The sequence below is a fragment of the Corallococcus exercitus genome, from assembly GCF_042231735.1.
Lineage (GTDB): Bacteria > Myxococcota > Myxococcia > Myxococcales > Myxococcaceae > Corallococcus > Corallococcus exercitus_B.
On sequence record NZ_CP102577.1, the window covers coordinates 9,029,148 to 9,043,372 of the forward strand.

The window sequence follows — 14,225 nt, forward strand, 5'->3', positions numbered from 1 at the left end:
CCCTACTGCATCTGCTCGAGCATCTCGGTGAACGAGGCCTTGAGCTTCAGGGCCTTCTTGATCTCATCGCTCGTGAAGTAGGGATACTCGCCGTATTCCAGAAAGCTGTTGCACTGGTGGTCCCGGATGAACTTGACGAACGCGGGCGCGTTGGTCTTCCAGTCCATGGGAAACCCCTCGAGGTTCTCGAAGGCGGTGTTGATGCCGGACTTCGTGAAGAGCACGACCGCGTCCTCGGTGTACTTGTCGAAGTCGGTGTCGAAGATGCCCTGATACATGAACCGGGTGTCGTCATCGAAGAGCACCCAGCGGAGGTAGTGGAGCTTGAGCGGTGCGAGCAGGTCCGGGGTGCCCTTGAGCGCTTCGGCCAGGCGCTGACCGTAGCCGCGCAGCGTATCGGCGCGCCCCGGCTTGACGTTGGCGACAATCGTGAAGCCATAACAGGCGGGGGTCTTCGGGAAGATGGGACCGTACTTCCCCTTCTCCAGGTGATCCGTCGACCTGGGTATCGCCATGGCCTGGGGTTTGATCTCCATCGCCGGTCTCCCTTTGCTCGTCACTTCAAGCTCGGGGTGGGGACCGGCCCCTGCAAGTCAGCCATCGCCTTCGAGCGGGAGAGCACAGGCCGTCCCGTCGTCCCGGCATGCAGGGCGACGGCACGCCATGCGCCCCCGCCGGGCAGCGGGGGGGCGGTTGTCCAGTCCCTAGCCGACGTACGCCGCCAGGTGCTTGCCGGTCAGCGTTGAAGGCTTCGCGACCAGCTGGGCCGGGGTGCCTTCGAACACCACCCGCCCGCCGTCGTGGCCCGCGCCCGGCCCCAGGTCGATGATCCAGTCCGCGTGCGCCATGACCGCCTGATGGTGCTCGATCACGATGACCGACTTGCCGGAGTCGACCAGCCGGTCCAGCAGCCCGAGCAGCTGCTCGACGTCGGCCAGATGCAGTCCGGTGGTCGGCTCGTCGAGCACGTAGACACCGCCGTCCTCGGCCATGTGCGTCGCGAGCTTCAGCCGCTGCCGCTCGCCACCCGACAGCGTGGTGAGGGGCTGTCCGAGCCGCAGGTAGCCGATGCCCACGTCCATCATGCGCTGCAGGATCGCGTGCGCGGCCGGCGTCTTCGCCTCGCCCTTGCTGAAGAAGGTGACCGCGTCCGAGACGGGCAGGTCCAGCACCTCGGCGATGTTGAGCCCGCCGAGCCGGTAGTCCAGCACCGCCGCCTGGAACCGCCGGCCCTCGCAGTCCTCGCAGACCGTGGTGACGCCGGCCATCATCGCCAGGTCGGTGTAGATGACCCCGGCGCCGTTGCAGGTGGGGCAGGCGCCCTCGGAGTTGGCGCTGAACAGGGCGGGCTTCACGCCGTTGGCCTTCGCGAACGCCTTGCGGACCGGCTCCAGCAGGTCGGTGTACGTCGCCGGGTTGCTCCGCCGCGAGCCCTTGATGGCGCTCTGGTCCACCGTCACCACGCCGTCCCGTCCGGACACCGAGCCGTGGATGAGCGAGCTCTTTCCCGACCCGGCCACGCCGGTCACCACCACCAGCACGCCCAGCGGGATGTCGACGTCCACCTTCCGCAGGTTGTGGCTGCTGGCGCCGCGCACCTTCAGCGCGCCCGTCGGCTTTCGCACCGTCGGCTTCAAGGACGCCCGGTCATCCAGGTGCTTCCCGGTGAGCGTGCCGCTGGCCCGCAACCCGTCGACGGTGCCCTGGAACACCACCTGGCCACCGGCCGTGCCCGCGCCGGGGCCGATGTCGACGACGTGGTCCGCGATTTCAATCGCCTCCGGCTTGTGCTCGACGACCAGCACGGTGTTGCCCTTGTCGCGCAGCCGCAGCAGCAGGCGGTTCATCCGCTGGATGTCGTGCGGGTGCAGCCCGACCGTCGGCTCGTCGAACACGTAGGTCACGTCGGTGAGCGCCGACCCCAGGTGGCGGATCATCTGCGTGCGCTGGGCCTCGCCGCCCGACAGCGTCCCCGACGGCCGGTCGAGGCTCAGATAGCCCAGGCCAATCTCCACGAACGAGTCGAGCGTCTGCCGCAGCGTCGCCAGCAGCGGCGCGACGGACGGCTCGTCCAGCCCGCGCACCCACTCCGCCAGGTCGTTGATCTGCATCGCACAGGCTTCGGCGATGTTGATCTTCTTGATCCTGGAAGACCGGGCGGCCTCGTTGAGCCGGGTGCCCTTGCACTCCGGACAGGTGGTGAACGTCACCGCCCGCTCCACGAACGCGCGGATGTGCGGCTGCATCGCTTCAACGTCCTTGGACAGGAACGACTTCTGGATCCGCGGGATGAGGCCCTCGTAGGTGAGGTTCATCTTCTCGATCTTCAGCTTGGTCGGTTCCTTGTAGAGGAAGTCCTGGAGCTCCTTCTGGGTGTAGTCACGGATCGGCTTGTTCGGGTCGAGGAAGCCCGACTCCGAGAAGATGCGCACGTACCAGCCGTCCGCCGTGTAGCCCGGGATGGTGAGCGCTCCCTCGTTGAGCGACTTGCTGTCGTCGTACAGCTGCGACAGGTCGATGTCGTTGACCTGTCCCATGCCCTCGCAGCGCGGGCACATGCCGCCGGTGATCGTGAACTCGCGCGTCTCCGCCTTCTTGGGGGCGTTGCCCTTCGCGACGGAGATCTGCCCGACCCCGCGGACCGACGGGACGTTGAAGGAGAAGGCGTTGGACGAGCCGATATGGGGCTTGCCCAGGCGGCTGAAGAGCACCCGCAGCATCGCGTTGGCGTCCGTCGCCGTGCCAACCGTGGAGCGGGAGTTGGCGCCCATCCGCTCCTGGTCCACGATGATCGCGGGGGTCAGCCCCTCCAGGACGTCGACCTCCGGCCGGCCCAGCGACGGCATGAAGCCCTGCACGAAGGTGCTGTAGGTCTCGTTGATCAGCCGCTGCGACTCCGCCGCGATGGTGCCGAACACCAGCGACGACTTGCCGGAACCCGAGACGCCGGTGAACACCGTCAGCCGCCGCTTGGGAAGCTCGACGCTCACGTCCTTCAGGTTGTTCTCCCGGGCCCCCTGCACGCGGATCAGGTCGTGGCTGTCGGAGGGGTGCGGCTTGGAGGAGGTCATGGGCTTTTTCATGGGGACGGGTATATGCCTTGACGGGAATATGAAGCAATGGGTATATGAACCGCATGGAATCATCGTTCGCGATCATCGCGGAGCCAAACCGCCGGAGCATCCTCAGCCTGCTGGCGGCGTCGGAGTGCTCCGTCGGCGAGCTTGAGCGCCAGCTGAGGATGCCCCAGTCCTCCGTGTCCAAGCACCTGCGGGTGCTGCGCGACGCGGGCTTCGTGGAGGCGCGGGTCGAAGCCCAGCGGCGCGTCTACCGGCTGCGGCCCGAGCCCCTGATGGAGGTCGACGCGTGGCTGACGCCCTTCCGGCGCTTCTGGACGGCCCACGTCGATGCGCTCGAACGCCATCTGGACCGGATGGACGCGACACCCGAGACACCCACGAAAGGAAAGAAGCGATGAGCCACCGTGCGAAGTACACGCCCGGCCCCGCGGCGGGCGCCAGGATCCACAAGGAAGGGGAGAAGTGGACGCTCGTGCTCGTCCGGGACCTGCGCCATCCGCCCACGAAGGTCTGGGAGGCGATCACCGACCCCGCGCACCTGCGCGAGTGGGCGCCGTTTGACGCCAACCGGAACCTGGCCGCCGTGGGCGCCGTGAAGCTCACCACCGTGGGCGCGCCGAAGGAGCACGTCGCCGAGTCGCAGGTGAAGCGGGCGGACCCGCCGAAGCTGCTCGAGTACGGCTGGGGCGGGAACGACATGCGCTGGGAGCTGGAGCCGCTGGAGAGCGGCGGCACCCGGCTCACGCTCTGGCACAACATCCATCGCGGCTTCATCTCGATGGGCGCGGCGGGCTGGCACATCAGCTTCGACGTGCTGGAGCAGCTGCTCGCCGGTGAGCCGGTGGGGCGCATCGTCGGCCCTGACGCCATGAAGTTCGAAGGCTGGCAGCGCCTGAACGCCGAGTACGCGAAGCAGTTCGGCGTGGAAGCCCCCAACCTGTCCTCCAACCCCCGGACCTGAACATGCCCCGCACCAAGGGAATCCTCATCGGCTTCTGGACCGTCACCACGCTGTTCTGTCTGCAGATTGGCTTCACCGCCTACGCGCAGCTGACCCTGCCGGAGGCGGCGGAGGGGTTCACCCACCTCGGCTTCCCCGGCTACTTCCGGGTGGAGCTCGCCTGGGCCAAGCTCCTGGGCGTGGCGGCGCTGCTGGCGCCGGTGCCGGCGCGGCTCAAGGAGTGGGCCTACGCGGGCTTCGCCTTCAACCTGGCCTCCGCGCTCATCGCCCACCTCTCCGTGGGGGCTGGCCCGGAGGCGTGGGGCTTCGCGGCGGGCACGAGCGTGCTCTGGGGCATCTCGTATGTCCTCTGGCGCCAGCTGCAGGCCCGCCCGGTGGCCCGTCCGCTCGAGGCCGCCCATGCGTAGCAGTGAGCAGGCCACCGGAGCCGCCGCCTCCCGGCTCATTGATCAGCGGATTGTCGACCTGGGGGACTGGCGCGGGGAGACGCTGGCCCGCATGCGGGCGCTCATCCTGGAGGCCGACCCGGAGATGACCGAGGAGTGGAAGTGGATGGGCACCCCGGTCTGGTCGCACCACGGCATCGTCTGCACCGGCGAGTCGTACAAGAAGGTCGTGAAGCTCACCTTCATGAAGGGGGCCAGCGTCCCGGACCCCTCGGGCCTCTTCAACTCCAGCCTGGAGGGCAACACGCGACGGGCCATCGACCTCCAGGAAGGGGAGAAGGTCGACGCGCGCGCCTTCAAGGCGCTCGTGAAGGCCGCGGTGGCGCTGAACGGCCCGCCGAAGAAGAAGCGCTAGCGTGTCAGCGAAAGGGGACGCTGTGCATGTATGAGGTGTAGAGCGTCAGTGAGACCTTCTGGGTCTTCCTTTCCCGCAGCCAGGGCACGCCGTGAAGCTCGAGGTCCACCGCGCAGATGACGATGCGCCTTCTTCGGGCGACGTCCTCGAGGCGGCGGAGCACGGCGGCCAGCATTTCTCCGTTGAAGGGGGCGTACAGGAAGAAGACCGACCCATCGAGCTCGACGTCGGCGGCGTTGGCGTGGACGAACGAGACGAGTGGGAGGGCAAGCTCGGCGCAGCGTGCCCTCGCGCGGTGGACGAGAGGCTCCTGGAGCTCCACCCCCTGCGCTCGCGCCCCGGACAACAGGTGGGCGAGGATCGCCACGCGACCCAGTCCTGAGCCGAGGTCGACGAACGCGCTGTCGTGCCGGAGCGGCGCCTCGTCCACCATCGCCAGGATCTCGTCCACGCCGCTCGGCAGGTAGGGCACCGCTCCGTGTGGAAGGTTCGCGATGTCTGGCGGCGGCTCATCGAACCCGAGCAGCGCGTCGACCCAACCGTCCCGCTCGTGAGCGGGTACCGAGAGAAGGAGCTCGCGGAACGCGTCCCCACGCAGCGCGCCGGACTGGATGCCGGCGCGCGCCTCCTGCAACGAGGCTGTGTCCAAGGCACCGGGTTTGCCGTGCATGTCCTCGCTCCTGGCGGTGGTTCGCGGGAGACAGCGTACGCCGCGCCAGGGCCACGGAGGTGATGTCTGGCGGATGTCATTGGAGAAGGCCGCTTCACCAGCTGTCGCTCCATCTCCGAACCCCCGGCGGCTTGAGCAGAGGCCGCGTGGTGACTGGCGCCATCCTCCTGGTGACCGCGGTCACCACCGTGGCGCCTGAAGCGCGTCCCCCATCCCTGAGAAGTCCAGGGGTTGCGGGGCCCACCGGGCTGGCATCCGCGCTGCAATGAGGCAGCGCATCGATGTCCCGAACCCGGTGACCCCATGATCCTCGCCAAGCCCTCCGCTCTCTCCTCCTCCCTGCTGCGCCCGAGCGCTGTTCCGTCCGCTTCCGTCGACCCGAAGCAGCTGCTGTCGGCGGGGCCCGTCCAGGACGTGGGGGCTCGAAGCCTCCAGGGCGCGCCCATGCGTGGCTTCAGCCCGGTGGATTCGTTCGAGCCCGCCGCCATCAACCTGCGTCCGCGCTGCGCTCCGGCGCTCCAGCCGGCGGCCGCGGCTCCCCAGGCCTCCGCCAATGGCGTCCCGAGCGCCAACGACAAGCGGCCGGCCGGGGACAACCGGTCGGCGGCGCAGATCGTCGACGACTCGCCCGTGCTGAAGAAGCTGGGCCGCCAGAAGGACATCAAGTTCGAGCAGCTGTGCAAGCAGACCGGCGTCGACCCCAAGCTCGACCTGAAGGACCCGAAGCAGAACGCCGACGGCGTCTACCGGCTGACCAAGGTGCTGGAGTTCATCGACAGCGCCAAGGCCTCCACGGGTGGGGACCGCGCGAACAAGGTCCAGAACGGCAAGGGCGACGGCAACATCGAGGGCATCACCAAGGACGGGGACGCGCGCCACGGCACGGAGGCCGGCATGCTCAAGGACTTCGCCGAGAAGGGCTACTCCTTCCTGGGCGAGCACCAGCTGCCGACCACGAAGGACACCCACGTCAAGGCGGACGGGAGCAACAAGGACAACTTCCAGTGGGCCGCGGGCGAGGCGGGCAAGGCCCTGTGGTTCCTGCCGGGAGTCAGCAACGTGCTGACGGGCGTCGGCAACTCGGAGGGCGGCTTCAAGGGCGTCCTCGAGGGCGCCGCGACCGGCTACCTCAACACCCTGAAGGGCGTCGCGGAGGGCGTCGTCGGGTCCGTCACCAAGGGCCGCGCCAACCCGGCCTCCATGCTCTTCGGAGCCTACATGGGCGCGCTGGGGAACACCGAGGCCGCGCCGCAGCCGGTGAAGGGCATCGCCAACCTGTTCTGAGCCAGGCGGTGACCCCGCGGAACGGACTCACGCAGCCCGAGCACAGCTGAAGCTCACGGACGGCCTGCCCCTCTCAATGCGGAGAGGGGCGGGCCGTTGCCGTTTCAGCCGCGGCAGGGGCGTGATGACCGCTGTCGCCGGCACTGGTGATCCCAGTCACCAGCCCGCTCACCACTCCCACGAGGCCCCTCCCGCCAACTGCTTGAAACCACAGGCGAGGCTTGGCCACACGGTGCGCTGGGGGCGCGGCATGTCGGATGCAGTAGGGGAGGGCATCGCTGTTCGGTCCCCTTCGCCGCACCTCCGAGGTTCCTCCCATGGCCCGTCGCATCGGTTCGTCCCTCTCCCGCTCCGCCACGCTCCCGACGTCCACGGTGTCCCGGCCCAAGCCGCCGGCGCGCGCGTCGACGCTGCCCACGACGGCCACGAAGCCCACCGCGACGCCGCCCGCCGCGACGGCCAACAAGCCCACCGCGAGCACGCCGGCGGCCGTGGAGCCCAAGCCGGTGAAGCACGCGGGCGGGCCCGAGGGCGCGCCTTCCTACAGCCCTTGGGAGCGGACCACGGGCCAGGCCTCGGACGTGGCGGTGAGCGGGGGTGACAACAAGCTCACGGCGCCCCCGGCCGCGAAGCAGAACATGTTCATCGACAAGCCGGGCCGTCCCTTCCAGAAGGACACCTTCGGCGGTGGCCGGCTGAGCGGCAACGTGGGCTCGATGCAGGCCTCCACCTCCAGCTACAGCGGCGGTGGCCTGCACCACTACTCGGCCCAGGCCGAGCTGCAGGGGCCCCACGCCTCCTACGAATGGCAGAAGACGCACGCGGGCCGCTTCGGCGTGTCGAGCGCGCAGCTCACCGGCGAGGCCAACAGCTTCAAGGCGCAGGCCCAGGCCGGCGTGTCGGCTGACACGGGCTCGCACGCGTACACCGCTGCGTTGACGGCCAAGGCGGAGACGGGCGTGGGCGTCACGGCGAGCGCGAACCATGACTTCAACCGGCACGTGGGCGGCTACGTGAAGGGCGAAGCCAAGGCCTCCGCCTCCGCCTTCGCCGAGGGCGTGGCCACCGTGGACCCGAAGACGGCCACGGCGATGCTCTCAGGGCAGGTGGGCGCGTCCGCCACGGCGGGGGCGTACGCCACGGCGGGCGGGCACGTGGGCCGGGTGCACGGCTCGGTCACCGCGGGCGCGGTGGCGGGCGCGGCGGCCCAGGCGGGCGGCAAGGTGGGCCTGGAGAACGGCTTCCTCAAGCACTCGGCGGACGTGAACACCGCCATGGGCGTGGGCACCCACGTGAAGACCGACGTGGCGGTCGACCTGCGTCACCACGTCAAGCCGGGCATCGCGTCGGGCCTGCGTCCTGCTCTTGGCGCCGCATCGGGCGTGGCTTCGCCCGCGGGCACCCTCGAGCCCGAGAAGTCACACATCGAGAAGTTCTTCGCCAAGGCCTTCCACAGGGCCTGACACGCCACCGTGCAGCAGCCCCGCAATCGCGCGGGCTCGCGAAGGGCGCGCTTCAATGACCTGCGAAGGCTTGTCATTCTGAGCGCAACGCTGACCGGAAGATGTGGGGGGCCTGCCCGGATCCGGGCAGGCCCCGGTCCTCAGCGTCCCGCCGCCGGGCAGGTCGCGGGCTCGAGGTAGAAGGCTTCCCACGCGCCAGCGTCCGTGGGATTGCAGATGCCCCCGTTGCCGCCATTGCCGCTCTGGATGGGAGCGCCCGTGGCGACCTCCTTCCAGTTGCGCGCTGTGCCTGTCGACGATTCGAAGCCATAGCGATTGCGGCCGCCGTGGACGCCGCATGCGTGGCGGGTGAACGACTCCGCCGTGTTGAGCGTGGCGTTCACGGTGAGCTGATCCGCGACCACCGCGATGTACGCGCCGCTCGCTCCCTTGAGCTTGTATTTCGCGCCGCTCATGACGAGCTCGAAGACCTCGCCACCGGTCTGCGTCGTGCCGAGAGCGGCCACCTTGCCCGCGCCGTCGACGGTGAGCCACTTGTCGGTGCGCTCGCTCTGGATGCGGAAGCAGCCCGCGCTGCCGCTGGCCTCGGTGTGGCAGGCCGCATCGCAGCCATCGCCCGGCTGGGTGTTGCCATCGTCGCATTGCTCACCGCTCTCCACCGTGCCGTTGCCGCACACGGGGCCGGTGCCGGCGCCCGGGCAGGCCACTGGTTCGAGGTAGAAGCCCTCCCAGGCTCCGCCATCGGCCGGGTTGCAGGCGCCGCCATTGCCGCCGTCACCACTCTGGATGGGCCCGCCCGGCGTGGTTTCCTTCCAATGGGGCGCGCTCCCCACGGAGGCCTGGAAGCCGACGCGAGTGCGCCCGCCGTAGCCGCAGGCCAGCCGGGTGAACGACTCCCCGCTGGTGAAGTTGGCGCTCATGGAGAGCTGGTTCGCCACCACCGTCAGGAATGCATCACCCGAGCCCTTGAGCTTGTACTGGGTGCCGTTCGGAACGAGCTGGAAGATCTGCCCGCCTGCCTGCAGCGTGCTGCCGGCGACGACCTTGCCCGAGGTGTCGACCGTGAGCCACTTGTCACTGCGCTCGCTTTGAATCTGATAGCAGCTCCCGCCCGAGGTCTCGACGAACGTGGCGGTGTAGGTGGCCGCGCTGCCGGGCGTGATGAAGGTGTGGGATTGCGCGCCGCCGTCAGACCACGACGAGAACGCCCAGAACTTGCCGTTCGCGTACTGCGGCGACTCGACGCCCACGGAGCGGACGACCCCCACCACGCCAGTGGTGTCGTGCGGCGCCGGGACCGGCCGCCCGTCCATCAGGACCTGCAGTCCGCTCGGCACGCTGGTCACCGTGAGCGGGACCGTGACGGGGTGGACGTCGCGATACGTCGTGTGGGTGAGGCCAATCGAGTCGCGCACCGTGAGCCGCACGCGGTACCAGACGTTGGCCGAGCTCTCGCCGACGCTCGGGATGGGCCAGCTCCCGCTCGCGATGCCGGTGGTATCGGCCATGGCCGGGTGCGTGTGGGTGTCGTGATGGAAGGTGATGTTCCAGGTCATCGCGCCCGGCGGCAGCGCGCCATCCTCCACGTCACTGGCCGAGCCGGAGAACGTCAGGTTCGTGGCCGCGATGTAGGTCGCGCCCGCGGCCGGCGTCGCAATCGTCGCCACCGGCGGCTTGTTGGACGTCACCGTCAGCACGGCCTCGGCGCTGGTGGTCGAGCCCAGCCCGTTGGTCACGACCACGCGGAAGCGCGCGCCGCTGTCCGTAAGCTGCGCGGCGTTCAGCACGTAGCTCGGCGAGGTCGCGCCGGCGATGTCCACGCCGTTCCGCTGCCACTGATAGGAGAGGGGCGGCTCGCCGCTCGCCGACACCTCGAAGGTCGCCGGAGTGCCGACCGAGACCAGCGTGCTCGCCGGTTGCTGCGCGATGCTCGGCGGCAGCGAGGCCGTGTAGGCGATGCGGCCCACCTGGCCCGCGCCGCGCGACAGGTAGTAGAGCGCGCCGTCGGGCCCCACATCGAGGTCCACGGGCCCCGCGGCGGCCGTCGCGAACAGCGAACGCGCGCCGGAGTTCGGGTCGATGCGCGCGATCCAGTTGTTGGTGTAGTCCGCGAAGAAGTACTGACCGACATACACGCTGGGAAAGGCCGTGACGGGGGGATTGTAGAAGGCACCGCCAGCGATGCAGTTGCCGGCGGCCGTGCCGGAGCCATGCGGGTACGCGAAGAACGGCTGCGTGAGCTCCGGGCGGTTGGTGAAATAGCCTTCCGTCATCGGCCAGCCGTAGTTGGCACCGGCCTGGCCGCGGTTGATCTCCTCCCAGCCGCCTTCGCCCACGTCGTTGATGAACAGGATTCCCGTGCCGGGTTGAATGTCGAAGGTGAAGGGGTTGCGCAGCCCCATCGCCCAGGTCGCCTTGGCGAGCCCGGTGGCGGTCGCGTAGAACGGATTGTCCGTGGGGATGCTGCCGTCCGGGTTGAAGCGCAGCAGCTTGCCGAGCGGCGTGTTCAGGCTCTGCGAGTTGGAGGAGACCGCGTTCTCTCCGACCGAGACGTAGAGCTTGCCGTCGAGTCCGAACCGGACCGCGCCGCCGTTGTGATTGGCGGCATCGAGCTCCGGAAAGTCGGCGAGCACGAGCTCGCTTCCGGGAACCACCACGTTGCCGTTGGCGGTGAAGCGGCTGAGCCGGTTGTGGATGTTGCCGGCGATCGACGTGTAATACACATAGAGATAGTGATTGCTGTCGAAGTTGGGGTCGAACGCGACGCCCATCAGCCCGCGCTCGTTGTCGTTGTCCACGGCGAGCGTCATGAACGGAGTCGCCAGGAGCTGGCCGTTCACGACGACACGCAGCGAGCCATTCTTCTCCGAAACGAACAGGCGCCCGTCGGGCGCGAAGGTCATGGTGGTCGGTCCCTGGAGGCCACCGACAAAGACCGAGTCGGCGAAGTTGGCGTCTTGCATGACCGCGCTCGCGCGCACGACCGCCAGCTCCGGGGCCTCCTGCGTCGTCTGCATCGAGCAGCCCACGACGAGGCAGAAGACCGCGCATACGACGAAGAGCGGCAGGGGAGACTCCGCTCGGACCTTCGTTCCTGGCATTGCTGCTCCCGATCGAACAGGCTCACTCGGCCCGTGGGTGGTTATTCCGGCTTTTACACTGAAGGCCTGTTCGGCTGGAGCCGATTCAGCCATTCGGCTACGGACGATCACCGGCGAGGCGCGCAGGTGGCTAACGTGCGTTCGCTGACCAAGGCGAGCGTTGAGAGGAGGTCGTCCATGCACCGGGGTTCCTGCTTGTGCGGCGCGGTCCGCTTCACCGTGGAGGGCGAGCTGCCCGCCCCTGACGCCTGTCACTGCGGCAAGTGCCGCAAGCACTCGGGCCACTACTTCGTCTCGACGGACGTGCCGCGCTCGGCCGTCACGCTCGAGGGCGCGGACAAGGTCAGCTGGTTCCAGTCGTCCGAGAAGGCGCGTCGCGGGTTCTGCTCCGTCTGCGGCTCATCGCTGTTCTGGGACCCGCTCCACCGCGATTGGATTGGAATCGCGATGGGCGCCTTCGACACGCCGACCCACACCCGCATCGCCGTCCACGTCTACATGGCCAACAAGGGCGACTATTACGACGTCGCGGACGGGGTGCCGCGGTTCGACACGATTCCTCCGAAACCCTAGCGATTCGATGTGCGCGCTCGATAGGCCCAGGCGACGGTCGGCGACACCGGGGCGTCCACTCCACGCGAGGTCCTTGACGCCAGGCCCAGGCGCAGGTGGGAGTGTGCGATGACGTTCCGGGTGGTCACCTTCGAGGAGGCTGACGCGTGCACGAGTACGATTTGATCGCGGACTGGTACGCGTCTCACCGGGCAGGACCCATGGGCGTGCCGGAAGTGACCGCGCTCGCGGCCTCACTTCCAGCAGGCGCCTCGGTGCTGGACGTCGGCTGCGGCACGGGGCTGCCGCTGACGCGGGTGCTGCTGGAGCACGGCTGCCACGTGATGGGAGTGGACAGCTCCCGGGAGTTGCTGGCGCGATTCCAGGCGAACTTCCCTCACGTGCCAGTGGCCTGTGCGCCCATCCAGTCGTGTGAGCTTCAGGAGGGGGCGTTCGACGCCGCGATCTCGTGGGGTGTCCTGTTCCACCTCCGCCACGAAGAGCAGGCGCAGGCGGTCGCCACTATCGCCAGGGCCTTGAAGCCTGGCGCCGCGTTCCTCTTCACCTCGGGCGACGCCCACGGCTCCATCGACGGCGAGCCGATGAATGGCGTGCCGTTCCGTTATTACTCGTACAGCGTCGACGGGTATCGCGACCTGCTGCGCGCGCACGGGCTCACGCTGGAAGCGACGCACACGGACCCGGGCGGGAACGTCTACTACCTGGCTCGCAAGACGGGATGAGGCGGACGGCCCTGCCTGACACGTTATTCCGGAACGGCCCCCAGGACTGGGGTCAAATCCGGATCGGCCTTCTGCATTGCCTGACGATAGGCCGGCCGCGCGCCAATGCGTTGCAGATAGGCCAGGATGTTCGGCCAGGGCGAAAGGTCATACGGCTTGAACAGCCGCATCGTGGTCAATGAGAACACGGTCATGATGTCCGCCGCCGTCAGCTCCTGGCCGGCCAGATAGGGCGCCTCCCCCAGCCGCTTCTCCAACGTCGAGAAGACCAGGTTGAACCGGTCCCTGGCCGCCAGCAGCAGCGCGTTCTTGTCCGAAGGATCGACGCGCTCCAGGTATCTCACCTGCAAGACGACCGGCTGCAGCGTCCCGTTGGCGAAGTGGAACCAGTAGAGATAGTCCGCGAACCCGGGTTCACCGCGCTTCACCGCGAGCCGGCCCTCGCCGTGGGTCTGGAGCAGGTACTCGCAGATGGCCCCGGACTCCCCGAGGACGAGGTCGCCGTCGGTGAGGACCGGCGCCGTGCCCATCGGATGGAGCGCCTTGTATTCCGGCGGGGCCAGCCGGTTGTCTGCCCGGCGCTGATAGCGCTTCAGCTCATAGTCCAGCCCGAGCTCCTCGCAGAGCCAGACGATCCGCTCGGATTGTGACCGTCCGAGATGATGCAGCGTCAGCATGGGGACACCTCCGCTCGAAGCGTTGTCGTGCGCATGGGCGGACCGTAGGCTTCCCGAGTCCGCTGGAAAAGACGTGCCCGGATACCGGTATGGCCACTACCACCCTCCCCGAATTCCTCCGCAGTCGCCGCGAGCGGCTTCACCCCGAGGCGACCGGGCGGCGTCGCACGCCCGGGCTTCGTCGCGAGGAGGTCGCGGCGCGCGCCGGCGTGAGCGTCACCTGGTACACGTGGCTCGAACAGGGGCGTGGCGGCGTGCCGTCCGACGACGTGCTCGAGCGCCTTGCTCGCGCACTCGAGCTCGACGACACGAACCGCGAGATGCTGTTCCTGCTCGCCCACGCCCGTCCGCCGCCGCGCCGCTACACGCCGCCCTCCGAGGTCACGCCGACGCTGCAGCGCGTGCTCGACAACCTGCGCGTGCCCGCGTTCGTGAAGACGCCGACGTTCCAGATTGTCGCGTGGAACCGCGCCGCGGTGGCGGTGATGGGCGATTACGCCGCGATTCCCGAGCGCGACCGGAACATGCTGCGCCGGGTCTTCCATCCCGAAGCCGCCACGTTCCTGCCGCATGGTGAGGACATGCGCCGCACGGCCCTTGCCGCGTTTCGCGTCGACATTGAGCGCGCGGGAGCCTCCGAAGAAGCCGCCGCGCTCGTCGACGAGTTGATGCGGACGAGTGAGGAGTTCCGCCGGCTGTGGGCCGAGAACGAGCTGTCCACGCACGGCGTGAAGTCCAGGCGGTTCGTCCGGCCGGGGGTCGGCGAGCTCGTGTTCGACGCGTCGATGTTCTCCGTCGACGACAGCGACGGCCTCAGCATGGTGGTCCTCTCCCCGGCGGACGACGCTTCCGCGCGTGGGGTGGAACAGCTGGTCCGGGAGCTGGGCGCTTAG

Annotated in this window: 14 protein-coding genes; 9 read left to right on the forward strand and 5 right to left on the reverse strand. The window is 68.7% G+C overall.

What is annotated here, in order from left to right:
• Positions 1 to 2: 2 nt before the first annotated feature.
• Together NR792_RS36315 and NR792_RS36320 are read right to left on the reverse strand one after the other, a co-directional pair.
• A complete protein-coding gene (locus tag NR792_RS36315; protein WP_375757297.1) occupies positions 3 to 536 on the reverse strand; it encodes a hypothetical protein in 534 nt (177 codons plus the stop codon).
• Between the two features lie 168 nt (positions 537 to 704).
• Complete coding sequence (locus tag NR792_RS36320) at positions 705 to 3,071, reverse strand: ATP-binding cassette domain-containing protein (protein ID WP_375757298.1); 2,367 nt, start codon at positions 3,069 to 3,071, stop codon at positions 705 to 707.
• Between the two features lie 65 nt (positions 3,072 to 3,136).
• Between NR792_RS36320 and NR792_RS36325 the strand changes: the two genes are divergently transcribed.
• The 4 genes from NR792_RS36325 to NR792_RS36340 are packed head-to-tail and all read left to right on the forward strand — an operon-like array spanning position 3,137 to position 4,842.
• Positions 3,137 to 3,478, forward strand: coding sequence for an ArsR/SmtB family transcription factor (locus tag NR792_RS36325; RefSeq protein WP_375757299.1), 342 nt, complete (start codon positions 3,137 to 3,139; stop codon positions 3,476 to 3,478).
• Complete coding sequence (locus NR792_RS36330; protein WP_375757300.1) at positions 3,475 to 4,041, forward strand: SRPBCC family protein; 567 nt, start codon at positions 3,475 to 3,477, stop codon at positions 4,039 to 4,041. Before NR792_RS36325 ends, NR792_RS36330 begins: the two co-directional genes overlap by 4 nt.
• Before the next feature lie 2 nt (positions 4,042 to 4,043).
• Positions 4,044 to 4,448, forward strand: a complete 405-nt coding sequence (locus NR792_RS36335) for a DoxX family protein (protein ID WP_375757301.1) — start codon at positions 4,044 to 4,046, stop codon at positions 4,446 to 4,448.
• Positions 4,441 to 4,842, forward strand: coding sequence for a DUF1801 domain-containing protein (locus tag NR792_RS36340; RefSeq protein WP_375757302.1), 402 nt, complete (start codon positions 4,441 to 4,443; stop codon positions 4,840 to 4,842). Before NR792_RS36335 ends, NR792_RS36340 begins: the two co-directional genes overlap by 8 nt.
• A gap of 4 nt (positions 4,843 to 4,846) precedes the next feature.
• On the opposite strand, the gene NR792_RS36345 is transcribed toward NR792_RS36340, so the two are convergent.
• On the reverse strand, positions 4,847 to 5,512 hold the full coding sequence (locus NR792_RS36345) for a hypothetical protein (RefSeq protein ID WP_375757304.1): 666 nt from the start codon (positions 5,510 to 5,512) through the stop codon (positions 4,847 to 4,849).
• Between the two features lie 303 nt (positions 5,513 to 5,815).
• Here NR792_RS36345 and NR792_RS36350 point away from each other — a divergent pair, with 303 nt between their 5' ends.
• Positions 5,816 to 6,796 (forward strand): hypothetical protein, encoded by a 981-nt coding sequence (locus NR792_RS36350; RefSeq protein ID WP_375757305.1) that lies wholly within the window; start codon positions 5,816 to 5,818, stop codon positions 6,794 to 6,796.
• Between the two features lie 317 nt (positions 6,797 to 7,113).
• Positions 7,114 to 8,259, forward strand: coding sequence for a hypothetical protein (locus NR792_RS36355; protein ID WP_375757306.1), 1,146 nt, complete (start codon positions 7,114 to 7,116; stop codon positions 8,257 to 8,259).
• A gap of 140 nt (positions 8,260 to 8,399) precedes the next feature.
• Here NR792_RS36355 and NR792_RS36360 read toward each other — a convergent pair whose 3' ends face one another.
• Entirely contained in the window at positions 8,400 to 11,276 is a 2,877-nt protein-coding gene (locus NR792_RS36360) for a PQQ-dependent sugar dehydrogenase (RefSeq protein WP_375757307.1), read from the reverse strand.
• A 261-nt stretch (positions 11,277 to 11,537) separates the two neighbouring features.
• Here NR792_RS36360 and NR792_RS36365 point away from each other — a divergent pair, with 261 nt between their 5' ends.
• Both NR792_RS36365 and NR792_RS36370 read left to right on the forward strand, forming a co-directional pair.
• Positions 11,538 to 11,933, forward strand: coding sequence for a GFA family protein (locus NR792_RS36365; RefSeq protein WP_375757308.1), 396 nt, complete (start codon positions 11,538 to 11,540; stop codon positions 11,931 to 11,933).
• Between the two features lie 146 nt (positions 11,934 to 12,079).
• Positions 12,080 to 12,655 (forward strand): class I SAM-dependent DNA methyltransferase, encoded by a 576-nt coding sequence (locus NR792_RS36370; RefSeq protein ID WP_375757309.1) that lies wholly within the window; start codon positions 12,080 to 12,082, stop codon positions 12,653 to 12,655.
• A gap of 23 nt (positions 12,656 to 12,678) precedes the next feature.
• On the opposite strand, the gene NR792_RS36375 is transcribed toward NR792_RS36370, so the two are convergent.
• Positions 12,679 to 13,332, reverse strand: coding sequence for a glutathione S-transferase family protein (locus NR792_RS36375; RefSeq protein ID WP_375757310.1), 654 nt, complete (start codon positions 13,330 to 13,332; stop codon positions 12,679 to 12,681).
• Positions 13,333 to 13,421: 89 nt separating this feature from the next.
• Between NR792_RS36375 and NR792_RS36380 the strand changes: the two genes are divergently transcribed.
• Positions 13,422 to 14,225 carry a helix-turn-helix transcriptional regulator gene (locus NR792_RS36380; protein WP_375757311.1) on the forward strand — a complete coding sequence of 268 codons (804 nt, stop codon included), beginning with the start codon at positions 13,422 to 13,424 and terminating at the stop codon, positions 14,223 to 14,225.